Genomic DNA, 25099 nt, shown 5'->3' on the forward strand with positions numbered 1-25099 from the left:
AGCCTAAGCAAGATTTAAAGAACTTGTCTTAAATCCCGCGAAGTCTCTTGCAATAGCGGCAGAATATGTTGAATTAAATATTCTTCAGTTGTTTTCATAGTTGGAGAAACAATATTTAAAGCTGCAACCACTTTAAAGTCTTGCCCATAAATCGGTACGGCGAGCGCATGAACTCCTAATTCGTGTTCTTCACGCGAATAACACCAATCTTGTTCTCGAATCTCTTGTAGTAACTCTAGAAATTTATCATTTTCCACATGCGTATATTTAGTTAAACGCTGAAGAGGATATTTTTGGAGCCAGTCCAATTGTTCTTCTTGGCTTAAATGTGCCAGTAAAATTTTACCCGCAGATGTCGCATGAGCAGGCAAACGGTTACCTAAGTGTAAGCCGTATGGATTTACACGGTCAGTTTGTTGGTGGGCCGCACTACGAGCAATGGTAATGGCTTCATAACCATCAAGTACCATCACCGAATAAATGAGAGAAGTTTGGTTAGTTAGAAGGTTTAATAAAGGCTGGGACACTTTTGGAAGCTGGGCTGCACCTAAATAAGCTCCTGAAAATTTAAGAACTTTCGGAGTTAAATAGTAATAGTGACCATCTGACTCAAGATAACCTAAATATTCTAAAGTTAATAAATGACGTCTTGCTGCCGCTCGGGTGAGTCCAGTTTTTTCAGCAGCCATAGAAATGTTTAAACGATGTTGATTACTACTAAAGCTATCTAAAATCGCCATGCCTTTACCAATGCCAGCAATGTAATCTTCATGACGAATCGTTTTTTTGTTGTCCTGATTCTGGATTATACGTTCATCTTTACTCATTACTGATCCTTGTACGATAGAAGCTTAGTAGATCAATTTGCTTTACTGAAAAAGTTTAATAATTTCATGTCGCAAAAATTGATGCCTTAAATTATCCCTTAAATCTTCGTGCCAAAACATACCCATTTTAATATTGGTTATCTCAAAAGGCAGAGAATGTAAGCAAATTTCATGACTATAAGACAAATGCTGCAAAATCATTCGAGGCATGGTGAGTATTGCGTCGGCTTGGGCTCCTAAAACTTGTAACGCCGTTGAATAGTTTTGACAGCGCATAAATACATTTCTAGAGATTTTTTGGTGTTGGTTTAAATAAATATCTTCAAGTAAAGCGCCCGTACGGCGTGACGAAACACCAATGTGCCGACCACTGATATAACTAGCTAAATCGACTTCTTTAAGTTGGCTGCAAATGACAAACTCATCTGTTACCAAATGATCAAAGGTAATTTTGGGAGATAAGTATTGTTCTAGGTCAATCACGAAATCGAGCTGTTGTGTCGCTAAGTCAGTCATAATATGTTTTCGATCGAGTTTCATACTCACAAACTGTAAATCTAAATTAAGATTTTGAAAATGTTGAGCAAGTTTTGGAAGAATAATCGGCTCAATTTCATCATGCACGGCGATTTTTAAGTTTTTTAAGCTTGTTGGATCAAAGACATGTTTTTGCTGGCTAATATTTTGAATGGTTAAAAGTGCTTGCTTAACAGTTGGATAAATCTGTTCTGCAAAAGGCGTTGCAGACATTTTATTACCTACTCGTATAAATACATCATCTTCAAGTTGTTGACGTAATCGTTGCAAAGCATGACTTGCTGCCGATTGCGTAATATTGAGACTACTTGCCGCATTTGAAATACTTTTTTGCTCATAAATCGCGATAAAAAGCGGATATAAATTGATATCGATTCGGTGGAAAAAACTTAAGTCTAGGCCATACAAGTTATGAATATTATTCATGATGCATTATTTAATAAAATCATTTCATTCATATTAAGTTTCAAGTTATGTTGATGTAAAGACCAGATAATGATGTAAAGGAAAAAGAATGTTTGAACTCTCCAAGAAAGCTCAAGATTTTGCTGAGCGAACAAGAAAATTTATTTTAGAAGAAATAGAACCTGTCGAAGCAAAATTTTGGGAAGAGGTTCATGAGCTAAATCCAGATGGGAACTGGAAAAAATGGCAGTGGCCTGAGCTTTTAGAAACTCTAAAATCTAAAGCCAAACAGGCAGGCCTTTGGAATATGTTTTTACCCGATGAAAAACTCGGTGCAGGGTTATCAGTTCAAGAATATGCACATATTGCTGAATTGACTGGCCGCAGTTTATTGGCACCAACCGTTTTTAACTGTAATGCACCAGATACAGGAAATATGGAATTGTTATGGCGCTATGGCAGTGAGCAGCAAAAACAGCAATGGTTAGAGCCTTTATTGGACGGAAAAATTCGCTCTGTTTTTTGTATGACTGAACCAGATGTTGCGTCAAGTGATGCAACCAATATGCAAGCGACTGCACTCATCGACGGTAATGAAATTGTTTTAAATGGCAAAAAATGGTGGTCGTCTGGTTTAGGTGACCCAAATGCTAAAGTCATTATTTTTATGGCACATACTCCAGATGAAACAAAAGACCGCCATCATCAACACTCTATGGTTTTAGTACCGATTGACACGGCTGGTGTTGAAATTCAACGGATGTTACCTGTGTTTGGTGACTACGATGCACCACATGGACATGGTGAGGTTCACTTTAATAATGTTCGAGTACCTATTGAAAACTTTATTGGTGGAGCGGGTCAAGGTTTTGAAATTGCACAAGGTCGTTTAGGTCCAGGGCGTATTCACCATTGCATGCGCTGTATTGGGGCTGCTGAAAAAGCTTTAGAGCTTATGATTGATAGAGGTATGTCTAGAACGGCGTTTGGTAAAGAAATTTTAAAACTCGGTGGAAACCTTGAACGTGTAGCCGATGCGCGAGTCGCCATAGATCAAGCCAGACTTTTAACCTTGTATGCTGCTTATAAAATGGATACTTTAGGAAATATGGCCGCTTTAACAGAAATATCTGCAATTAAAGTGGTCGCTCCGAGTGTTTTAGAAAAAGTAGTCGATATGGCGATTCAGCTACATGGCGGTGCGGGCGTTTCAAGAGATACACCATTAACGGGTTTCTTTGCCCAAGCACGCAGTTTACGTTTAGCTGATGGTCCAGATGAAGTACATAAAGGCATGATTGCCAAATTAGAGTTGGCCAAACGTGGTTATGGTCGTCATAAGAAAGTATAAGTTTAAAGGAAGTGAATATGTCGGTAATTGATGTAGGCGGTGAAGTACGTGAAGGTGAAGAACTTGATATTGGGGCAGTTGAAAACTGGTTAAAGAACCAAGGGGTTGAGCTGGTTGGCCCAGCAGTTGTTACTCAATATACGGGCGGGGCGTCGAACTGGACTTATCGTTTAAAGTATGAAAATACCGATTTAATTTTGCGTCGTCCTCCAAAAGGAACTAAAGCGAAGTCGGCCCACGATATGGCCCGTGAATATATGGTGCAGAAAAATCTTTCGCCTTATTATCCAGTGCTTCCTAAAATGGTTGCACTTTGTCAGGATGAATCGGTCATTGGCTGTGATTTTTATGTCATGGAACGCATTGAAGGTATTATTCCTCGTGCAAAATTACCGCCTGAGCTTGGCTTTAATGAAGAAGATGTTCATGAGCTTTGTGTAAATGTTATTGATAAGCTGATTGAGCTACATCAAGTACCTTATGAGAACACGCTTTTAGCTGAATTAGGCAAAGGTGCGGGATATTGTCGTAGACAAGTTGAAGGTTGGGATAAACGCTATGAAAAAGTCCGCACAATCAACGTTCCTTCATTTAAATATGTCCGAAAATGGCTAAACGATAATATCCCTCAAGACTCGACGACTTGTATTATTCACAATGATTGGCGTTTTGATAATGTGATTTTAGATCCAGAGCATCCAACAGATGTGATTGGGGTGTTGGATTGGGAAATGGCGACCTTGGGTGATCCATTAATGGATTTAGGTAGCGCTTTGGCTTATTGGGTTGAGCCAACGGATAATATGATTTTTAGATCAACACGTCGTCAGCCTACTCACTTAAAGGGAATGTTCTCTCGCAAAGAAGTTGTTGACTATTATTTGCAAAAAACTGGTCTGGAGCCTCAAAACTGGACTTTTTATGAAGTCTTCGGTGTATTCCGTTTAGCAGTAATCGCCCAGCAAATCTATTACCGTTATTACCATAAACAAACCCGAAACCCTGCTTTTAAAGATTTCTGGATAGTGATCCATGCACTACATATCAGAGCTTTAAAACTTATCGCCCAGCAAAAACTGCAAGAATCTGAATTTGCTCAGCAATCTCTACAGAAAATACAGGGTATTTTAAGAAAATGACCACAATTTATCTGGTAAGACATGGGCAGGCATCATTTGGTAAAAGTAACTATGATGAGTTGTCTGAAAATGGTGAAGCTCAAGCGACTTTATTAGGCCAATATTTTAAGCAAATATTGAAAGAAAAACCTTATGTGGTTGCAGGAACTATGCAGCGCCACGAGCAAACTGCAAAGCTCGCACTCAATGAATGCTTTCCAGATGCGATGATTCATCATAATAATTTATGGAATGAGTTTAATCATCAGCAGGTTTTTGCCCGCTATGAACCGCGTTTTGAACAACCTGAACTTTTAAAAGCTGATGTTGCACAAGAACAAAACCCGCGTACTTATCTTGCCAAAATATTTGAAGGCGCAATTGGACGATGGACAGATGGCGATTTTCATCATGAGTATGATGAGTCTTGGCCACACTTTAAAGAAAGAGTCGAAACAGCATTGCAGCAACTTTGTGATGAGTTAGCAAAAACCAAACCTCGCTATGCAGTCGTTTTTACCTCTGGTGGTGTGATTTCTGTAGCAATTGGAAAATTGCTTGAACTGAGCCCTAATCGAACTTTTGCCTTGAATTGGGCAATCGCGAATACAAGTCTCACGACTTTGCGTTTGGTTGGAAATGAAGCTCAGGTTTTAAGTTTAAATGAACATCATTTTATAAAAGCTGAACGTCCAGATTTACTGACATGGATTTAAAATAAGGATAAAAGCATGGCAAAGACAATTTTAATTACAGGTGCAAGTTCTGGATTGGGCGCGGGTATGGCGCATGAATTTGCAACCAAAGGCTATAACTTGGCGATTTGTGCACGCCGTTTAGACCGATTAGAGACTTTAAAAACCGAACTTGAAAATGAGTACGGTATTAAAGTCATTGTAAAAAGTCTGGACGTAACTAATTACGATCAGGTTTTTGAAGTATTTCGCGCCTTTAAAAAAGAGTTTGGCTATTTAGACCGAATTATTGTAAATGCGGGAGTCGGCAATGGCCGCCGTATTGGTAAAGGTAATTTTGAAATTAACAGAGCCACAGCTGAAACAAACTTTATTTCTGCTTTAGCGCAGTGTGAAGCAGCAGTTGAAATTTTTAGAGAGCAAAACGCCGGTCATTTGGTGGTGATGTCATCCATGAGTGCGATGCGCGGATTGCCAAAACATTTATCGACTTATGCAGCGAGTAAAGCTGCGGTCGCTCACTTGGCAGAAGGTATTCGTGCTGAATTACTGGATACACCGATTAAAATCTCAACCATTTTCCCAGGCTATATTCGCACTGAAATGAATGAAGGTGCTAAACATTTACCTTTTGAAGTAGATGCAAAAACAGGATGTAAAGCTTTGGTCAAAGCGATTGAAAAACAACCTGTAAAAGCTTATGTGCCACAGTGGCCGTGGTTACCCATGAGTATTGCTATGAAGGTTTTACCATTAAAGTTGGTCAATAAATTAGGATAAAAAATACCCCCAATTTTAGGGGGTATTTTTTATTTAGAATTTTTTAGTGTAATTGACAAACAAGCGATCTTCACCAAAGTCATTACCGTGCTTAACATTGTAATCAATACGAATATATTGCAGGGCCACGCCTTTTAGGAACGGTTGCTGAAATGCGTAGTTTAAAATCACATTTGACTCGGTTTCGTGGTTTTTTTCACCATTGGCTGCTTTAAAGTCATGTCCGTAAACATATTTCACCATCGCATTTAGGCCCGGTACATAATCTTTAAAATCGTAGCCATACATGACGTGGTAAGACTTTTCATCCTCTTTAAAAAAGCCTGTAGCGTTCCAGTTAATGAAATACGTCTCTGGTAAAAAACCATCTGGTAATGGGTAAGCCGATTCACCAATAATCTGTTGGTAACCTAAACCAAAGGTATGGTTTTTTACTTTAACCGTTTCAAGTAATCCAATGTTCTGCGCATCAATATCAAAGGTGTTGCCATCATCTTTTGCATTGAAGTATTTAAACTTAGAGGTCAGAGCAAAACTTGGCTGTTTCCACGTATGTTCAAGTCCTATATAGTGTTTGTTATACAGATCTTCTAAATTACCGAAGTAATATTCACCCTTTAAAGACGGCGTGAATTGATAGCGCAGGTCAATGTAGTTCAAACCATCAGATTCTTTAGTAATTCCATTTGATGTGAAAGAAAACTTTTTAAAGTCTTCTTCATTTCGTGGAGATACTTTTTCAACCCGACCAATTTCTGCGTAGAGTTGGTCTGAAAGTTGTGACTTTAAATTGGTTCCCCAATATGAAGTGAGTAACTGACGACTAGCATCTACAGCCGTTACAGGTAAATCTAGCCAGAGTTCACCGACACTCAAAAGAGTTTTGTCATAACCCAGTTTTAAAGTTGCACCATATTTTAAATAATCTGAAGCTTGAGATTGCGTTTCTTTATTAAAATGCAAAACTGTATCCGCAACATGTTTGTCTGAACTTAAGCGCACGGCGTATTGAACGGAAGCATCAGCCCCAATCGTAATTGGTTTGTTTGCTATGACTAATGGAGTGTCATGCATTTTCGATTTATAAAATAAAGATGCTGCCTGAGACCAACTGCCAGTATCTTTAAGTGCATCATTATCAAAATCACGGTTGATATAGGCATTTTTTAAAGTGAATTTCCATTCATCTTCAGTTTGTTGATTTGGATTTGCAGCCCATGAGTTGCTGCACATCAGTAATAAAGTGGCAACAGCTAAAGTGTGTGGTTGAAAGCGGTGAAATAATTCCATAATCCATTTCCCAAGTGTAAGCCAGTCCTCGGCACTACGTAATTTTGAATATTTCGGTACTCTCTAAGCGTTTAGTTAGAGAGTACATTTTTGCAATTGGTGAGACCTATTAATTTAATTTTTCAAGCTTCATGCTTTCACTAAAGAATTTGCAGCCTTTAAAAAGTAGAATTAAAGCCAGTACACAAGACAAACCACCCACAATAGATAAAGAAGAACCAACCATTAATGGGCTACCAAAAACTTTATCTGTAATAATGGCTACCAGTGTTGTGCCAATACCGAGTCCAATTAAGTTACTCACCAAAAGGAAGAGGGCAGAAAGGCGTGCTCTAAACTGGTTTGGGGCTAACATTTGCAAAGCAGTTGCTGAAATCACTAGAGGGAAAGATGCAAAGAACATTGCAGGAATCAGTAAGCTAACTGAAAGCCAAAGCTGATCTGTTTGGGTAAAAAATGCAATTGGAATAATCAGGCCAACAATACCAATTACACCCGTGAACATCGGCGCATCTTGACGGCCTTTTTTGATAAACCAGTCATTTAGCCAGCCTGCACAAAATACGCCTAAGGTATTTGCAATTAACAGAATTGTGCCGAGCATGTAACCTGTGTCAGTCGGCGCGAGTTGAAACTTACGAATATAAAATGCAGGTGTCCAGCTAGTTAGGCTATAGAGTGCCATTGCATAAAAGGTAAAACCTAAATAATGACAAGCAAATGTTTTCGAATGTTTTTTAATAAACTGAAGACATTGTGTGAATTTAACTTGGTCAACTTGTCCATTTTGGTTGAGTTGTTGGCCTTTACGTGCAGGATCTTTAACGGTCAAAATAAACAGCAAACCAATAATGATGCCGGGTAAACCCACCACTAAAAAGGCAATTTGCCATGCTTTAAGCGCCCCTAATAATGGAACTTCAATGAGTGTCACACCTTTAAGCAGGTTAATCACATAACCGCCAACTAAGAAGGCAATACCTCCACCTAAAAAAGCGCCAATTGAATAGATCCCGACAGCACGCCCTAGTTTGTCTTTACTAAACATGTCGCTAAACATTGAATAAGCCGCTGGAGATAAAGCCGCTTCACCGACACCTACTGCCATACGGCTTAAGAACAGTTGAATAAAGTTTTTACTTAAACCGCAAGTTGCTGTTGCCAGACTCCAAACAATAATCCCGATTGAAATTAGTTTTGGTCGTGAAAAATGATCGGCAATATAGGCTAAGGGTAAACCCATAACCGCATAAAACAGTGAGAAGGCGAGGCCATGTAATAAGCTAAATTGTGTATCTGAAAGTTGGAGATCTGCTTTGATGGGTTCAATCATCAGCGCCAGAATTTGGCGGTCAATAAATGAAAATATATATGCCAACATACAAAGTATGACCACATACCATGCATATGCATTGCTTTTCTTCTGTGTCCTTTCAACAGCGATATTACTTTGGTTCATACACTTAATCCTTATGTATAAAACGCTTAAAGAAATTGATATCTAACTTTTATTATTCCTCTAAAGTTTTAAATATTTCCCCCTTTTAGATAAGAATAATAAATAGGCTAGAAATGAGTAATTTGGTCTCGTACAGACCGGAAGAGTGCGTCTAAACCCAATTAGGAGTTAATGGGATTTTAAGATCATGGAATTATTATTTTCTTTTTATATGTAAAATTCCATTACTTATTGAGTATGTTAGAATACCTAAAAAGTATGTTAAGTAATTATATATAGATAAATTTATGATATAAGAATTTGATTTTATTAATTTTTATTGTTTTAACGAAAGAGCAGCTAAAGAAAAGGAAATTTTTAACTGCTCTAAGAGAGCTAATTTATCATAATGAGAAATATTTAGCTGGATGGCATCAGGTCAAATAATTTCTTTAACTGGGTATTTAAATTATGTAGCTCGTCTTCTGAAAAAGCATTCAGGATGCCTGCCAAGGTGACCACACTAATTTGATTAATCTGTTCAACCAGTTCAATACCTTTGGCCGTTAATTTCACCATCGAGATCCGTTCATCAGAAGTAGAAGAGTAGACCTCGACAATTCCATCTTCTACCAAGCGATATACAGCTTTTGTTGCCGTCGTTAACTTTAAAGTAGAAAGATTGGCAATGTCGGTAATACTGGCTTCCCCAAGGGCATTAGTGCTTAAAATAATTTTACGGCGTGTATTATCAATACCTAGCTTTTTTATTGATTTTTCAATCAGTTGTGAATACTTTCCATTCACTTGGGAAACCCAAAAAAAAGGAAAATTTTGAATACTCGACGGTTCTTTATTAGGAAGAAATTGTTCTAAATGATCAAGCATAGCTAAGCAATAACTTAGTGAAAAAAGGGTAATCCTATTATAAATAAAATTTTGCATATTTCCTTAAGAACAAATTATAAAAAATACTTGACAATTCCAGTAAATTTTCCGATATTTTAATTAATCAATAAAAATACATGGAAAAGTGAATGAATATTGTTAGCCAAAGCGTGCACAAAGGAAGTGGCAAGCTCAAGGTCATGGTCAAGGACACAATTGATATTCAAGGCCTAAAAACCATTGCTGGCAGTCGAGCTTTATTAAATGTTGAACCTGCTCAAGATGATGCTGAAGTAGTTAAAAACATTCTAAAAGCAGATTGTGAAATTATTGCGAAAACAAATTTGCACGAATTGGCTTTTGGTATTACAGGCATTAATCACACTTTTGGTACACCCATCAATCCTAAATATCCTGAACTTATTCCAGGTGGATCTTCGAGTGGCTCAGCCGCAGCCGTCGCTGCAAAACAAGCTGATTTTACTTTAGGCACAGACACTGGCGGCTCTATTCGTATGCCCGCTGCGTGCTGCGGAGTTTTTGGTTTAAAACCGACTTTTGGCCGTGTTAGCAGAAAAGGCGTATATCCGCCGTCAAGTTCTCTGGATTGCGTTGGTCCTTTTGCAAATTCAGTCGAGATGATTGAAAAGGCCATGCAAATTATTGATCCAACTTTTAAACCTACTGAATTTACTAGTGCACCAAAAATTGCTGTTCTCGATGTAAGCGCAGATGAGGTTGTCTGGAACTGTATTTATCAAGCACTTCAAAAAGCGAATTTACAGACCGTTTTAGAAAAAGTTGAGCATTTTGAAGCGGCTTTTGATGCAGGCATGCAAATTATTAATTATGAAAATTGGCAAGCTTTTGGTGAGTTAACTCAAACTGGCTTAATTGGTTCTGATGTAAATGGTCGTTTATTAAAAGCTGCCGCAACAACTCTAGAGCAAGTGAAACAAGCAGAAGTTGTGAGAGCACAGCTGACCCAAGAACTCGATGCTTTATTAGAAAAATATGATGCATTGGTTCTACCGACACTTCCACAAATTCCACCAAAAGTTTCTGAAGCTGAAAACACGGTCGCTTTTTTGAATCTTACAGCTTTAGTTCGACCATTTAATTTATCAGGACATCCTGTCATTTCAGTGCCACTTGAAACCAGTGAAGGTTTACCTGTGGGCTTACAGATCGTATCGAAGCATCAAAAAGATGAGCAATTATGCGCTATAGCTAAATTTTGTATTGATGCAATGCAATAAATTACAAGGAGTTAGATGATGAATAAGTTGTCTAAAATGGAGTTTGTTTCTCAAGACAAAGCAGTTGACTTAGACGCTTTGTGTCAAGAAATTCGTGAGCGTGCCTGTACAGGTGAATTTGATAATCAAGCGTATGTGAGCCAAGACATTATCGAAAAGCTTAAGCAAATCGGTGTTTACCGTGCATTGGTTCCGAAACGTTTTGGCGGTGACGAATGCTCACCACGACAGTTTTGTGAGTTGATCGAAACATTATCTAAAGCTGATGGTTCAGTTGGTTGGGTGGCAAGTTTCGGTATGAGTCCTGCGTATTTAGGAAGTTTGCCTGAAGATACACTGAAAGAATTATACCAAAACGGACCAGATGTCGTATTTGCCGGAGGTATTTTTCCACCGCAACCAGCTGAAATTACCGATGAAGGTGTAGTGGTTCGTGGGCGGTGGAAATTCTCAAGCGGTTGTATGGGAGCGGACATTGTTGGCGTGGGGATTTCACCGCTTAAAAACAATGAAATGCAAGGCTTACCACGCATGGCAGTGATGCCTGCCAAAAAAGCCAAAATTGAAATGACTTGGGACACCGTTGGCCTAAAAGGTACAGGAAGCCATGACTTAGTCGTCGAAGATGTATTGGTCGAAAAGAAATGGACCTTTGTACGTGGTGAACCTTCGAAACTCAGCGAGCCATTTTTTAAATATCCATCACTGTCTTTAGCGACCCAAGTCTTAACCGTTGTGGGTATTGGGGTTGCAGCTGCCGCATTAGAAGAATTTGAAAAACTGGCGCCGGGTAAAGCATCCATTACAGGCGGTTCAGAAATTGCCAACCGACCAGTGACTCAATATGAGTTTGCTCAGGCTGATGCAGAGTTTCAGGCTGCAAAATCTTGGTTTTATCAAACCATGGATATTGTCTGGAATGAAATTATTGCTGGTCGTGAAGCAACTGCTGAACAAATTAGCGATATGCGTCTGGCATGTACCCATGCAGCGCGAGTTTGTGCCAAAGTCACCCGAAAAATGCAAATGCTTGCGGGCATGACAGCGATTTATACCAACAATCCATTTAGCCGTTTTGTGAATGACACCAACGTGGTGACTCAGCATGCCTTTATGGGTGATGCAACTTTACAAAATGCAGGCTCAATCAGTTTCGGGTTAAAACCAACCCCAGGTTATTTATAAGTTTTAATTTTTTAAAAAGGATATTGAAATGGAAGCTAAAAAATCATTACGCGTTTTGTTCTGCATGGGTATTAACCAAAACTTTTTTGATGCAGAACCTGCTGAAGCAAAAGCAGTTTGGGCAGCGTTTGGTGAAATGTGGAATGGCATTCATGACTTACCGGGCGTGCATGTTTTTGGAAATCTTGATGATGACCAAAGCATGGTTGGCCCAAGTGCAGGTTGGCCTTGGACAACTTATTTGCTTGCTGATGTTCCGGATATTGAAACCGTACATGCCGCTTGTAACTTGTTTAGAACGACCGTGGTGGGTGAAGGGCCATACAAACTTTGGAAATATTGCAAAGTTGAAGCTCGTGTTGGGCGTGAATTGATTATCCAACGTTAAGGCGATGGCAATGAATGACAAAGTGAATATGGCAGAAATCATAGAGCGGCTAGAACAGTTAGAAGCGCACAATGCAATTCGTAACTGCCTGAATCGCTATATGGAAATCTGCGACGAGCTTAATGCAAATACAGACCTTGATGAGCTAATGAATCTTTTTGATCAGGACTGTATTTGGGAAGGTATTGGCGAGAAATATGCCAAATCTTTTGGCCGTTATGATTCTTGGCAGTCGATTTACGACATGTTTAAAAGCTATACCCAAAAAGAATCTCACTTTGTTATGAATGCACACTTTGTAAATTCAGAACAAATTTATGTAAATCAAAATGATGCAAATGCTTCATGGCTCATGTTGCAAACTTCAACCTTTAAAGATGGCCGTAGTCATCTGAATACAGCAAAGCTCAATGTGAAGTTTCAAAAGCAAGCAGATGGAACATGGAAAATTAAACATTTCCAAACACAGAATATTTTCAGTCGTCCGGTATCGCATTGGCACAGTGAAGCTGAATTGCCGGTACCTTCCCAGGAATGACCCAGGACATATTTAAAAGGACTATTGATATGAACAGTATTATCCCAACGCATAACATTGGCATTGATTACGATGCTTTGGTTCAAAGTGACCGTGCCCATACTTCTCTTTATAAAGATGAACGCATTTTTGATGAAGAGATGGAAAAAATCTTTTATAGCACTTGGGTGTGGGTTGCGCATGCCAGCGAAATTCCGGAAGGCGGAAGCTATAAAACCATTAATATCGGTAAACAGCCTGTGGTTGTGGTACGTGACCGTAAAAAGAAAGTCCATGTACTTTTAAACCGTTGTCGTCACCGTGCAGCAACCGTATGTGAACATAAAAAAGGAAAAACCAATAGTTTTGTATGTCCGTACCACGGTTGGAGTTATGCACTTGATGGCAGTTTACGTGGTGTGCCATCTCCGGAAAGTTACGGCGATTGTTTAGATAAGTCAGAATTACCGCTGGTGAGTCTACGGGTAGAAGAATATAACGGCATGATCTTCGCTTCATTTAAAGAAGACATTCAACCGCTTGAAGAGTTCCTTGGGCCTGCAAAAAAATGGATTGACCTGTTTATGAAACAAGGTGCGGGTTATCCAATTAAAGTGTTGGGTGAACACCGTTTCCGTTTTCCGGGTAACTGGAAAATCCAGCTTGAAAATACCACCGATGCATATCACTTTCCATTAGTGCACAAGTCATTCTTAAGTTCTGTTGATGAAAAAACAGAAGAACTCTTTAACTTCGAAAATCAGCCGGGCTTTGTTGAAGACTTAGGTAATGGTCACAGTGTTATGGTGATGATTCCTGAACTGGTTGATCTAGACGAAGAGCTTATGGAGCGACCAATTCAAGAGCGCTTTGAAGACTTGGCTCAAGCTTTGCGCGACGAAGGTCATGAAGAATTAGAAGTACGCCGTATTGTTCGCGCAGTTGGTGGTTCTGGCTTTAACTTAAATTTATTTCCGAATATTGCATGTTCAATGGCGTTCTTCCGTGTGTTACAGCCAATTTCAGTTGCTGAAACAGAAATTCATCACTCGGTGATTACGATGGATGGTGGCCCGCAAATTGCCAACCAATATCGCTTACGTTTGCATGAACATTTCCAAGGCCCATTTGGTTTTGGTACGCCAGATGACTCAGAAGCTTGGGAGCGCGTACAGCACGGCGCCAATGCTGGCAATGATTTATGGATCATGCTCAACCGTGGCTTACCGGGCGAAGTCAAAACCGAAGATGGCTTAAAAAGTGATGTCAGTGCTGAAACAGGTATGCGTGCAGCCTATCAGCAGTGGAAAAAGATGATGACAGCTTAAGGAGAGAGCAATGAATATGAATCTGCAATTATTAAATGAAGTCACTGCTTTCATCTGGGCTGAAGCAGATATGTTAGACCACAGCGAATATCGTGAATGGCTCAATTTATGGAATGAAAAGGGTGTTTATATCATTCCGATTGACCCAAACCTTACTGACTACGAAAACAACTTAAATTATGCCTATGACGATAATCATATGCGTACTTTACGTGTACAGCGTCTTGAAAATGGTGAGGCAATTTCTACGGCACCAAAGGCGAATACGGTACGCAGTATTTCGCGAGTACGAGTCATTCAAGACCAAGATGATGAAATCGTTTTGCGTTGTGCTCAAAACTTACGTGAATTCCGTAAAGAAAACCTCAAGCATTACACCGCAGATATTACTTACCATTTGACTCGTGATGCCGATACTGGTTTTAAGATTAACCGTAAAATCATTAACTTGGTTAACTCAACTGATACCTTAGCTGGTATTAGCTACATTCTTTAGGAGCGGTAACATGAAACAGGTTGTTTTAGTGACAGGTGCTGCTTCTGGACTCGGTAATGTGATTGCTGAATATTTTGCGAGCCAAGGCCATCAAGTGATTTTGTCGGCAAGTACGCTTGAAAAAGCCGAGAATGCCAAGGCACAAAGTCAATATGCACAAAATATGTTTCCCTTGAAATTAGATATTTCAGTTGAGGCAGATTTTCATGCTGCCGTGCAATGGATTGAAGAGAAATTTTCTAAACTTGATGTGCTAATTAACAATGCCACCGTCACCAAAGCAACGCCAGTATTAGAAATTACCGCAGCTGATTTTGATTGGGTGACCCAAGTCAACCAACGCGGCACCTTTCAGGCTTGCCAAATTATTGGCCAATATATGGCGAAAAAAGGCTATGGACGCATCATTAATATGGCGTCTTTAGCGGGACAAAACGGCGGTACTGCAACGGGTGCACACTACGCGGCAACCAAAGGGGCCATTGTGACGTTAACCAAAATTTTTGCCAAAGAGTTTGCGGCAAAGGGGGTGACGGTCAATGCAGTTGCACCGGGACCGATGGAATCACCAATCGTTCATAGTGTAGTGCCAGACGAAAAAATGGAACAGTTCATCCAGAATATTCCGGTTAAATCCTTAGGAAGTATGCACTTTATTGCTGAAACTTGTGGGTTGCTTGCGAGTCCAAATGCGGGGTTTGTGACTGGTGCAACATGGGATATTAACGGTGGTTTATTCATGCGCTAAGCGAATAGGCTACGCGTGAAAAGGGAGTTAAATCATGACTACACTTTATGATGTTGTCGTTAAAAATCGCCATGTGGAAGGTGGAAATATTGCAGTTATGGAGTTTGAATCTGCAACTTCTGCTGCATTACCAAAGGTTGAAGCAGGTGCACATATTGATGTGCACTTACCGAATGGCATGGTGCGCCAATATTCACTTTGCCAAAATCCAAATGACGAAGGTAAGTTTCGCCTTGGAATTTTACGTGACCCTGAATCACGTGGCGGCTCGATTTCTGCATTTGATGAAATTAAAGATGGCATGCAAATTCAGGTCAGTGAGCCAAAAAATTTATTTCCACTTTTAAAAGCCAAACACAGTGTCTTGATTGGCGGTGGAATCGGGATTACGCCGTTAATCACGATGGCATATCAACTTGCACATGAAGGCGAATCATTTGAGCTTCACTACTGCGGCGCTAGCCCAGAAAACTGTGCTTTTGTTGATGAAATTAAAAATGGTGAGTTAGCACAATACACAACTTTCCATTTTAAATCCGAAGGTGCAAGCCACAGAGCCTTTTTTGAATCTGCCATTAAAGATATTGATCCTGAAAGTCATATTTATACCTGTGGTCCAATCGGTTTCATGGACTGGGTGATTAACCTTGCCACGACTCACGATTTTCCTGAGCAGCAAATCCACAAAGAATATTTCCAAGTTGAAACTGACACCTCGGGAGATTCATTTGAGGTGGTGGCTGAGCGTAGTGGAAAAATCATTATGGTTGAAGCTGGCGAAACCATTTTGCAGGCTTTGGCTAAAGAAGGCATCGAGATTGAAATGTCTTGCGAGCAAGGTGTATGTGGAACCTGCATGTGCGATGTAATTGAAGGAGAACCTGATCATCGAGATGTTTATTTTACTGATGAAGAAAAAGCCAGCAATGAACAAATATTGGTGTGCTGTTCACGCTCTAAAACACCGAGACTAGTTTTAGATATCTAATGCTCTCGCGATTTATATGGATGTAAGAGAAGGTTTAGGAGAAAGATGATGAATGTATTACAACAAATAGATGAGTTTACGGTCGATCCACTACAGTTTCGACGAGCATTAGGAAATTTTGCAACAGGCGTTACCATTGTTACTGCACAAAATGCACAAGGTGAGAAAGTCGGTGTAACCGCAAATAGTTTTAACTCGGTATCACTCGATCCACCACTTATTTTGTGGAGCATTGATAAAAAATCGTCAAGTTTTTCAGTATTTGAAGAAGCAACACATTTTGCAGTCAATATTTTATCGGGCACGCAAATTGAGCTGTCTAATAAGTTTTCGAGACGCAATATTGATAAATTTGCCGACACAAATTTTCAACTTGGCGCAGGACGCGCACCCATTTTAGAAAATTGTTCTGCGGTGTTTGAGTGCGAACGTTATCAGGTTATTGAAGGTGGGGACCACTGGATTATTATTGGTAAAGTGGTTCGTTTCCATGATCAAGGCCGAAGCCCACTGGTTTACCATCAAGGTGCATATTCTTGTGTCATGCCGCATCCAAGCCTTCAAGTTAAGCAAACTGAACAGAGCGGCGTAGACCAAACACATTATGGGCACTTATATAATAATGTCTGCTACTTGATGAGTCGTGCTTTTAAAGCGTATCAAACCGACTATATCCCTAAGCAAATGGCTTCGGGTTTCCGTACCAGTGAATCACGTCTCTTGCTTGTTTTAGCCAGTGGTACTGCTTCAAGTAAAGAAGATTTACCGCGTGATATTGCTATGCCAATGCAGGAAGTTGAAAGGTCGGCTGAAATTCTAAAATTTGAAGGGTTGCTGGTCGATCACGATAATTTGTATGCACTGACTGAAAAAGGCAAACAAACGGCGCAGTATTTATTTGATATTGCCGATAGCCATCAAAATGAGGTATTTAAAAAGTATTCTGAGGAACAAAAGGATATTTTTATTACCATGCTGCGAGATTTTGCAGGAGTAGCATAAGTCCCATTAAGCTGATAAATTGAATTGATTTATCAGCTTCTTCATATCTAGCTGACTATCATCAAAACAATTCCAAGGATAAGGAATTTTTGGTACACAATTTGTTTATCAATAAAACAAGATTGCAAATAAGCCAAGACAGTGCATCACCACAAACGCAAAATCTTGAACGGTGGCACATGTATAGAGAGGTAAGGGATGAACCAATATGTAAGCGATGCATTACTCACATGGACGCACCATATTAAAAGTGTGTGCGGCAATTTTGAAACCGATTTTGACGGAACCCGTAATTTATTCATTGGTGAAGTTCAGTGCTTTTTATTGGGTGATACCGAAATTGCTTTTATCAAAAACAATGCAAATAAAATTGTCCGAAAAGCCGATGAAATCGATCGAGTGAATAATCGTTTTTGTTTTTTGATTTTGCAGTATTCGGGAAAAATGCTGCTCGAATATAAAAATGAGACAATCAGCCTGAATGAAGGCGATATTGTGTTGGTCGACCCGGTCGAAACAATTTCGATGTATCCGCAAGGTTTGGTAAGCCAGATTTCAGTGCATCTGTCGCGTGAAAAATTACTGAAAGAAAATATTAGTACCGAATATTTTGGAAAACTGATTACTCAAAATATGAGTGGTTTTTTACTCAAAAATATTTTGAAAAATATGTCTGCTGAAAACATTAAACTTTGGTACGCAACCGAAGATGGTAATGCTTTTGAAGATGCGCTGATAGCCTTAATCAAACCCACAATCAATTATAAAAATATAAATAGCTCAAATAACCTCATGGAAAAAGCTGAGCGATATATTATAGAAAACTTAGCAAAACCAGATTTAACACCTAAATTAATTGCAGAGCATATTGGGGTTTCGCTACGTCATCTCTACCGCTTATTTCTTCAAGAAAATTTATCTATTAACAAATATATACAGCTCAAACGCCTAGAAAAAGTCAAAGCAGATTTACTCGATAAAAGAAATAAACAAAGCTCGATTACTCAAGTTGCCTTGAAGTGGGGTTTTTGGGACGGTGCTCAAGAGGTGGTCCCACATGTTTGAACAACTAAAAGCTTATTTATAAGTGATACTCTGCTCTAGTTAAGCTACCTTATTTTGTTGTGGTAGCTGGTCATAGTAAAACTCATCTGGAGTCATTTTGTCCAGACTCGAATGAGGTCGTTTCAAATTATAAAATTCAAAATATGCGTTTAATTGCTTCTTCGCATCCAAAACATTGCTGTAGGCTTTGAGATACACCTCTTCATATTTAACGCTCCGCCATAATCGTTCAACCATCACATTATCAACCCATCGACCTTTACCATCCATGCTGATTTGGATGTCATTTGATTTCAATACATCAATAAATGCATCACTGGTAAACTGACTGCCTTGGTCTGTATTAAATATTTCAGGTCGACCATATTTTTCAATAGCTTCATTTAATGTTTCTATGCAAAATGTAACCTCCATACTAATCGATACTCTATGCGCAAGTACCTTGCGGCTATGCCAATCAATCACAGCACATAAATAAACAAAGCCTTTTGCCATAGGGATATACGTTATATCCGTAGACCACACTTGATTACTGCGCTGAATAGCCAATCCTTTGAGCAGATATGGATATTTGCGGTGAGCTTGATTAGCCTGGCTTAAATTTGGTTTGCAATATAACGCATTAATGCCCATTTTCTTCATTAAAGTACGTGTATGACGTCGTCCTATATGATGTCCTTGACGATTCAACAAATCACGCATCATACGGCTACCTGCAAAAGGGTATTGCATATGTAACTCATCCATACACCGCATCAGCTTCAGATCTGATGCACTCACAGGTTTTGGGCGATAGTAATAACAACCACGGGAGACTTTCAGCAGCTGAGCTTGCTTAGATACTGAAATCTGAAGTGAGTCATCGATTAACTTTTGTGGTTGAAGCGGCCCAGTTTCTTCAACACACCTTCTAAAAAATCAATTTCTAATGCCTGCTCACCGATTTTTGCATGTAGTTTTTTTAGATCGATGGGTGGTTCTGTTGGAGCTTTTGATTGATCGAAAGCTTGCGAGGAAGCTGAAATCAGTTGATTTTTCCAGTCGATAATTTGGTTTTGATGAACATCAAATTCAGCACTCAATTCAGCAAGTGTTTTTTCTGCTTTAATCGCAGCAAGTGCTACCTTAGCTTTAAAATCATTTGAATGATTTCTTCTTGGTCTACGTGCCATAAAATACTCCATATATTGATGTTTATAACATCATTTGGGGAGCAAAATATCACTTATAAGTGTTGTTCAAATTTCCTGATCCACCTCTCTCATTTTTCAAAAATCTTTAAAAAGACTTATGGCATTTCTCCTAAAGAATTTAGAGAGGGTATGTCGGTTTAAATCTTTCATCTCTCAATGTCATTTTTAGACAAATCCGACGTCATTCTTGAACAAGCTAGCCCTATGTAACTGTGTTGAAATTAAATTCATTAGAGCAGGTTAGATAAGCTTAATAACCACAAAACTATTAAGTTGGTCTAATAAATTTCACTCACAGGAAGTGCATTTTAACTGTCTGATTCAGATAGTTCAGGGATAGATGAAAAGGATGAAACCAATGCGTAAACAACGATTATTGAATGACATACAAAAAATACTGGCACTTAACTTATCAATCGCTGCAAGCTTTTGGGGACTCAATACTCAAGCGTTTGCGCATGGTGGCAAGGCCGAAATGGTCTCACTTTATCAAAACATGAGTGAGCAAGGTGCTAAAGTTGTCAAAGACGATTTTACCAATACTTATATGATTACCAAAGGCTCTATCGTGGTAAGAGCCAAACCCAATTCAGATCAGGTTTTGATAAATGGCAAACCTTTCAAGCTCAGCGTGCCTTTATTAATTAAAGAGGGTAAACCTGTTATTGGAAAAGATTTTTTTAATGAAGTATTCCAGTCTGGGTTAGATCAAACCTTTAAAGTTGAAAATACTTTTCATCCGCTCAACAGTTTAAATTCTGACGAAATTAAAAAAACATTTGATGTGATTAACCGCTCGAAATATGCCTATAAAAATATGCGTTTTGCCGAGTTAAAGCTTAAAGAGCCTGAAAAAGCAAAAGTTTGGGATTACTTTATTAATCACAAAGAATTTAAAGAAGATCGTATTGCCTCATTTATTTTATTAAAGGGTAGTCAAGCGATTGAAGGTGAAGTTAATCTTAACACTCAACAAGTCACCAAATGGAATGTACTTAAAGACACTCATGGAATGGTGTTGCTCGATAATTTTGAAGCCGTACAGCGTGTAATTGAGACAAGTAAAGAATATCAGGAGGCTTTACGGAAACGTGGCATTACTGATGTGAAGAAAGTGATTGCTACACCACTAACTGTTGGATATTTTGGCGGCAAAGATGGTTTAGATAAACAACTCAATATATTAAAAGTCGTCGCTTATCTCGATGTAGGCGATGGTAACTACTGGGCGCATCCTATTGAAAATTTAGTTGCTGTAGTCGATTTAGATAAAGAAAAAATTATCAAGATTGAAGAAGGTGCGATTATTCCTGTGCCAATGGCAAATCGACCTTATATGTCGAATAAGCCCGTAGCAGGTAAGCTAAAACCACTCAATATTACTGAACCTGAGGGCAAAAACTTTAGCATTACAGGTCAAACCATACATTGGGGCAACTGGTGTTTGCATGTGGCGTTAGATTCTCGTGTTGGCTTACAGCTTTCAACCGTGACTTACAAAGATAAGGGCGTAAAGCGTAAAGTCATGTATGAAGGTAACTTGGGTGGAATGGTGGTTCCATATGGTGACCCTGATATCGGTTGGTACTTCAAATCTTATTTAGACTCTGGCGAATATGGGATGGGAACACTTACCTCATCTATTATTCCGGGAACAGATGCACCCGACAACGCTGTTTTACTTGATGCCGTGATTGCTGACTATAAAGGCCAGCCACAAGTGATTCCAAATGCCATTGCCGTGTTTGAACGTTATGCTGGACCTGAATATAAACATCACGAAATTTTTGGTAACCAAGATGCCAGTGAAGCCCGCCGTGAACTTGTGGTGCGCTGGATTAGTACGGTTGGAAACTATGATTACATGTTTGACTGGGTATTTGCCCAAAATGGTGTAATTGGGATTAATGCTGGTGCAACAGGTATTGAAGCTGTTAAAGGCGTTAAATCACGCACCATGCATGACAGTACCGCAAAAGAAGACACCAAATATGGAACTTTAATTGACCATAATATTGTGGGTACAACGCATCAGCACATCTATAACTTCCGCTTAGATATGGACGTCGATGGTGAAAATAATAGCTTTATGCATATGGACCCTGTGGTGAAAGCCAATGACAAAGGCGGTGTTCGTACTAGCACGATGCAAATCGACAGTAAAGTCATTACGAATGAGCAAAATGCGGCTGAAAAATTTGATCCATCCACTATTCGCTTACTGACGAATTTCAACAAGGGAAATAAATTAGGCAATCCTGTTTCTTACCAATTGATTCCGTTTGCAGGTGGAACACACCCTGTGGCGAAAGGAGCCAATTTTTCTAAAGATGAATGGTTATTTAAACGTTTGAACTTTATGGATAAGCAAATTTGGGTGACTCAATACAATCCAGACGAACGCTATCCTGAAGGGAAATATTCAAACCGTTCGACTCATGACACAGGTTTAGGACAGTTCATTAGCAACAATGAAAATATTGAAAATAAAGACCTTGTGGTGTGGATGACAACAGGTACAACGCATGTGGCACGTGCTGAAGAGTGGCCAATCATGCCGACAGAGTGGGTGAATACACTCATTAAACCTTGGAACTTCTTTGACAACACCCCGACTTTAAACTTGGGTGAAGAAGAGCAAAACACGCAGCACGACCATCACTAAAAATGTGAATAAGCCAGAATGGGTAACGAGTTAGTTACCCATAGCTGAGCGTGGGTAAGTCGTTCGCAAAAAAGGAATTTATCAATGAAAAATTTATTTTCTCAGGTTATGAGAGGGACTCTCTTTGTCTCATTTTTTTCAACTGTGCATGCTGGTGAGCTTGAAATTAAACCGACTTTTGAAGCAACTTTTGGGGCTTTTAGTAGCGGTAAAAGCTATAACGGCGAAAACCTAGAGGATGAAAGAGTCAATTGGCAAGAAGGTCATCTTAAATATGGTGCAAAAGGACAATACACCTTTAAAAACAATCAGCTCTATGCAAGCTTGAGCGGCATTAGCTCGGCAACATTTGGTGATGGTGACGCAGGCCAAAATAGTAATGGCAAAGAACGTAAAACGGATGTGAATGAATGGATCATTGGTTTTAAAGACGGTACCAATAAAGATGAGTTAACGACCTATGATTTAAGTATCGGTCGACAAAATATCATGATTGGTGATGGGTTCTTTATTGCGGGTGATGCATTAAATCTCGGTAAAGCGCCTGCGGACGGCACACTAGATCGGGGCGGAGCATATTATCTGGCAGCTCGTCGAAGCTTTGATTTTACAAGTTTGCTTCAATACAAACCGCAAGAGAATACAACGCTAAAGCTGGCTTATTTAAAGTCCGACAATAAAGCACAATTTTCCCCAGAACTCTTTGTGACTGATCTGATGTATCAGCTTAAAGATAAGGGTGTTGGGTTTACCTATTTAAACGTATTAGATCTTAAAGATGCTGAACAGGTTTCAGGACGACAAGACCTTAAAAATTATGCTTTACGCTTGAATTATCAACCTTTACCAGAGCTGCAAGTTAAAACTGAGTTTGTTGTACAAGATAAAAAAGATAGCCACGAAAATGCTGGCTACTTAGCGCTGAACTATAACTTTTTATCTTCAAAATATACGCCTTCATTAGGCTACCGTTTTAGTCATTTTTCAGACCAATACGACCCTATGTTTTATGGAAATACAGTCGGGTTTGGTACATGGTTTCAGGGCGAAGTTGCCGGAAACTATGCGGGTCCATTTAATAAAAATGCAGATATTCATCAAGTCTCTTACATGATGAATTTGAAAGAAAATTTTATGTTGGGTGCTTTGGCCTATAAGTTCAAAACAGTAAATAAATCTTTAACTAATGTAGATGGACATGAGCTAGATATCTTTTCGGTCTGGTCAGTTAATAAAAAATTCAACGTGATTCCTTTAGTGGGACTTTATAAACCGAAACACGATATCCATAGTGGCGGTACACAAAACTACGATGATAAGACCAATGTCTATGCACAGTTAATTTTGCAATACATCTATTAATAGATCCTTTTTAATGAATTGAGAGAAATAAAAATGAGTGAAGTTCAGATTTTACAAAGCGTAAAGCAATTTATGGCACGTCAACATGGACATTTTATTGATGGAAAATTAGTTGCTGCCGAGCTTTTAGATAAAGTGGATATTGTGAATCCATCGACTGAAGAAGTGGTTGCTCAAATTAGTATTGGTAGTCAACAAGATGTAGATAGTGCGGTAAAAAGTGCTGAACATGCTTTTCAAAATGCTTGGGCTGAAACAACGCCGTATGAGCGTGGTGTTAAACTGAATAAGCTAGCAGACTTAATTGAGCAATATGGTGAAGAACTTGCACAGCTTGAAACTTTGTCTACCGGAAAACTTATCAATATTTCCCGTCATCTTGAGGTCGCACAATCCGTTATTTTCTTAAGATATTTTGCGGGTTGGGCAACTAAAATTAATGGTCAAACCATGCAACCTTCTATTCCTTCTATGCAAGGAGAAAAATATACGGCCTTTACTTTAAGGCAACCAGTAGGTGTGGTTGCAGGGATTGTGCCTTGGAATTTCTCACTCATGATTGGCGTTTGGAAAATCGGTTCAGCTTTGACAACTGGCTGTACCATTGTGCTTAAACCAAGTGAGTTTGCCAGTTTATCTTTATTGCGTTTAGCTGAACTTGCCATCGAAGCAGGTATTCCAGCCGGTGTAATTAATGTGGTTACGGGTAAGGGGGAGACAGGACAATATTTAATTGAATCGCCGCTCGTGAAGAAAGTTTCGTTTACAGGTTCAGTACCAACAGGCATAGCGATTGGTAAGCTCGCGATGAGCAGTGATTTAACCCGTGTAAGTCTAGAGCTGGGTGGTAAAAATGCCATAGCCATCTTGGCTGATGCAAATATCGATGAGATATTACCTACTTTATTACAAGCAACTTTTGTACATCAAGGTCAAGTTTGTGCATCTCCAGAGCGTTTTTTTGTCCACCGTACAAAACATGATGAACTGGTTGAGAAACTATCTAAAGCACTCTCTAGTTTCAAAATTGGATCGGCTATGGATGAGGGAAGTATGTTTGGTCCACTCTCTAATCAGCCACATTTTAATAAAGTAAAACATTATTTAGATATGGCTAAAGCCAACGACCAGATTATTGCAGGGGGTGAGGCTCTAGATCAGACAGGATATTTTGTACAGCCGACTTTAATTTCCTTTAAAAATACAGATGATCCTTTATTTTCTGAGGAAACCTTTGGTCCGGTAGTTGGTGTAATGCCGTTCGACACTGACGAAGAACTTATTCAGCTTATGAATCAGTCGCGCTTTGGTTTAACCGCAAGTATTTGGACAAATGATTTATCTAAAGCATTGCGTTTAATTCCTAAGATTGAAGCAGGGACCTTGTGGGTCAATATGCATACTTTCTTAGATCCATCTGTTCCATTTGGTGGTGTGAAAGCTTCAGGAATTGGTAGAGAGTTTTCAGATGCATTTATTGAAGATTACACCGAATTAAAATCGGTGATGATTCGGTATTAAGTTTCTACGAGATATAAAAAAATGGCCTTTATAGGCCATTTTTTTTGAATCAT

23 protein-coding genes and 1 pseudogene are annotated in these 25099 nt (G+C 39.2%); 18 read left to right on the top strand and 6 right to left on the bottom strand.

Annotated features, from left to right (window positions below):
• Positions 1 to 14 precede the first annotated feature (14 nt).
• Complete coding sequence (gene pcaU / locus H7R46_RS08060) at positions 15 to 827, bottom strand: IclR family transcriptional regulator PcaU (protein ID WP_002120879.1); 813 nt, start codon at positions 825 to 827, stop codon at positions 15 to 17.
• A 42-nt stretch (positions 828 to 869) separates the two neighbouring features.
• Positions 870 to 1790, bottom strand: coding sequence for a LysR family transcriptional regulator (locus H7R46_RS08065; protein WP_005069087.1), 921 nt, complete (start codon positions 1788 to 1790; stop codon positions 870 to 872).
• A gap of 88 nt (positions 1791 to 1878) precedes the next feature.
• Between H7R46_RS08065 and H7R46_RS08070 the strand changes: the two genes are divergently transcribed.
• From H7R46_RS08070 to H7R46_RS08085, 4 genes are read left to right on the top strand one after another with little or no spacing between them, the layout of a single operon-like run.
• Positions 1879 to 3120 (top strand): acyl-CoA dehydrogenase family protein, encoded by a 1242-nt coding sequence (locus tag H7R46_RS08070; protein ID WP_005069089.1) that lies wholly within the window; start codon positions 1879 to 1881, stop codon positions 3118 to 3120.
• Positions 3121 to 3137: 17 nt separating this feature from the next.
• Entirely contained in the window at positions 3138 to 4259 is a 1122-nt protein-coding gene (locus H7R46_RS08075) for a phosphotransferase family protein (protein WP_005069091.1), read from the top strand.
• Positions 4256 to 4954 (top strand): histidine phosphatase family protein, encoded by a 699-nt coding sequence (locus tag H7R46_RS08080; RefSeq protein ID WP_005069093.1) that lies wholly within the window; start codon positions 4256 to 4258, stop codon positions 4952 to 4954. Before H7R46_RS08075 ends, H7R46_RS08080 begins: the two co-directional genes overlap by 4 nt.
• 15 nt (positions 4955 to 4969) lie before the next feature.
• Positions 4970 to 5713 carry an SDR family oxidoreductase gene (locus H7R46_RS08085; RefSeq protein ID WP_182924252.1) on the top strand — a complete coding sequence of 248 codons (744 nt, stop codon included), beginning with the start codon at positions 4970 to 4972 and terminating at the stop codon, positions 5711 to 5713.
• Positions 5714 to 5746: 33 nt separating this feature from the next.
• Here H7R46_RS08085 and H7R46_RS08090 read toward each other — a convergent pair whose 3' ends face one another.
• The 3 genes from H7R46_RS08090 to H7R46_RS08100 all read right to left on the bottom strand — a co-directional run bounded on the left by H7R46_RS08090 (position 5747) and on the right by H7R46_RS08100 (position 9329).
• Positions 5747 to 7003: an OprD family outer membrane porin gene (locus tag H7R46_RS08090; RefSeq protein ID WP_086260937.1), complete on the bottom strand. Its 1257-nt coding sequence runs from the start codon at positions 7001 to 7003 to the stop codon at positions 5747 to 5749.
• A 109-nt stretch (positions 7004 to 7112) separates the two neighbouring features.
• The gene (locus tag H7R46_RS08095) at positions 7113 to 8462 is read right to left on the bottom strand and encodes a spinster family MFS transporter (RefSeq protein WP_005069099.1); all 1350 of its coding nucleotides are present in this window, start codon (positions 8460 to 8462) and stop codon (positions 7113 to 7115) included.
• 399 nt (positions 8463 to 8861) lie between these two features.
• Positions 8862 to 9329, bottom strand: coding sequence for a MarR family winged helix-turn-helix transcriptional regulator (locus tag H7R46_RS08100; protein WP_002121038.1), 468 nt, complete (start codon positions 9327 to 9329; stop codon positions 8862 to 8864).
• 149 nt (positions 9330 to 9478) lie between these two features.
• Between H7R46_RS08100 and H7R46_RS08105 the strand changes: the two genes are divergently transcribed.
• The 10 genes and pseudogenes from H7R46_RS08105 to feaR form a co-directional block, all read left to right on the top strand.
• Positions 9479 to 10588: an amidase gene (locus tag H7R46_RS08105; RefSeq protein WP_005069104.1), complete on the top strand. Its 1110-nt coding sequence runs from the start codon at positions 9479 to 9481 to the stop codon at positions 10586 to 10588.
• A 36-nt stretch (positions 10589 to 10624) separates the two neighbouring features.
• Positions 10625 to 11773: an acyl-CoA dehydrogenase family protein gene (locus H7R46_RS08110; protein ID WP_080631195.1), complete on the top strand. Its 1149-nt coding sequence runs from the start codon at positions 10625 to 10627 to the stop codon at positions 11771 to 11773.
• A gap of 28 nt (positions 11774 to 11801) precedes the next feature.
• On the top strand, positions 11802 to 12161 hold the full coding sequence (locus H7R46_RS08115) for a hypothetical protein (protein ID WP_000387554.1): 360 nt from the start codon (positions 11802 to 11804) through the stop codon (positions 12159 to 12161).
• 4 nt (positions 12162 to 12165) lie between these two features.
• Positions 12166 to 12699: a nuclear transport factor 2 family protein gene (locus H7R46_RS08120; RefSeq protein ID WP_080631087.1), complete on the top strand. Its 534-nt coding sequence runs from the start codon at positions 12166 to 12168 to the stop codon at positions 12697 to 12699.
• A 29-nt stretch (positions 12700 to 12728) separates the two neighbouring features.
• The gene (locus H7R46_RS08125) at positions 12729 to 14006 is read left to right on the top strand and encodes an aromatic ring-hydroxylating oxygenase subunit alpha (protein ID WP_005069110.1); all 1278 of its coding nucleotides are present in this window, start codon (positions 12729 to 12731) and stop codon (positions 14004 to 14006) included.
• A gap of 10 nt (positions 14007 to 14016) precedes the next feature.
• Entirely contained in the window at positions 14017 to 14502 is a 486-nt protein-coding gene (locus H7R46_RS08130; protein ID WP_001056940.1) for an aromatic-ring-hydroxylating dioxygenase subunit beta, read from the top strand.
• A 10-nt stretch (positions 14503 to 14512) separates the two neighbouring features.
• Positions 14513 to 15250, top strand: a complete 738-nt coding sequence (locus H7R46_RS08135) for an SDR family NAD(P)-dependent oxidoreductase (protein WP_005069114.1) — start codon at positions 14513 to 14515, stop codon at positions 15248 to 15250.
• Between the two features lie 34 nt (positions 15251 to 15284).
• Positions 15285 to 16238, top strand: a complete 954-nt coding sequence (locus H7R46_RS08140; protein WP_005069117.1) for a PDR/VanB family oxidoreductase — start codon at positions 15285 to 15287, stop codon at positions 16236 to 16238.
• Positions 16239 to 16283: 45 nt separating this feature from the next.
• Positions 16284 to 17240 (top strand): p-hydroxyphenylacetate 3-hydroxylase reductase component, encoded by a 957-nt coding sequence (locus H7R46_RS08145; protein ID WP_080631088.1) that lies wholly within the window; start codon positions 16284 to 16286, stop codon positions 17238 to 17240.
• A 198-nt stretch (positions 17241 to 17438) separates the two neighbouring features.
• Positions 17439 to 18281 (top strand): annotated as a pseudogene (gene feaR, locus H7R46_RS08150) (transcriptional regulator FeaR); the annotation flags it as partial.
• A 63-nt stretch (positions 18282 to 18344) separates the two neighbouring features.
• On the opposite strand, the gene H7R46_RS08155 reads toward feaR, so the two are convergent.
• Positions 18345 to 19489, bottom strand: a protein-coding gene (locus H7R46_RS08155) for an IS3 family transposase (RefSeq protein ID WP_085944219.1) whose coding sequence is annotated in 2 segments (ribosomal slippage) — positions 18345 to 19225 and positions 19225 to 19489 — 1146 coding nt in all. Because the reading frame shifts where the segments join, the coding sequence is not laid out codon by codon here.
• A gap of 6 nt (positions 19490 to 19495) precedes the next feature.
• Between H7R46_RS08155 and H7R46_RS19300 the strand changes: the two genes are divergently transcribed.
• The 4 genes from H7R46_RS19300 to H7R46_RS08175 all read left to right on the top strand — a co-directional run bounded on the left by H7R46_RS19300 (position 19496) and on the right by H7R46_RS08175 (position 25046).
• Positions 19496 to 19639, top strand: a complete 144-nt coding sequence (locus tag H7R46_RS19300) for an AraC family transcriptional regulator (RefSeq protein WP_227591716.1) — start codon at positions 19496 to 19498, stop codon at positions 19637 to 19639.
• Positions 19640 to 19847: 208 nt separating this feature from the next.
• On the top strand, positions 19848 to 22163 hold the full coding sequence (tynA, locus tag H7R46_RS08165; RefSeq protein ID WP_080631089.1) for a primary-amine oxidase: 2316 nt from the start codon (positions 19848 to 19850) through the stop codon (positions 22161 to 22163).
• 144 nt (positions 22164 to 22307) lie between these two features.
• A complete protein-coding gene (locus tag H7R46_RS08170) occupies positions 22308 to 23525 on the top strand; it encodes a hypothetical protein (protein ID WP_080631196.1) in 1218 nt (405 codons plus the stop codon).
• Between the two features lie 33 nt (positions 23526 to 23558).
• Complete coding sequence (locus H7R46_RS08175) at positions 23559 to 25046, top strand: NAD-dependent phenylacetaldehyde dehydrogenase (protein ID WP_005069131.1); 1488 nt, start codon at positions 23559 to 23561, stop codon at positions 25044 to 25046.
• Positions 25047 to 25099 lie beyond the last annotated feature (53 nt).

The organism is Acinetobacter sp. BEC1-S18-ESBL-01 (genome assembly GCF_014169935.1).
Taxonomy (GTDB): Bacteria; Pseudomonadota; Gammaproteobacteria; order Pseudomonadales; family Moraxellaceae; genus Acinetobacter; species Acinetobacter pittii.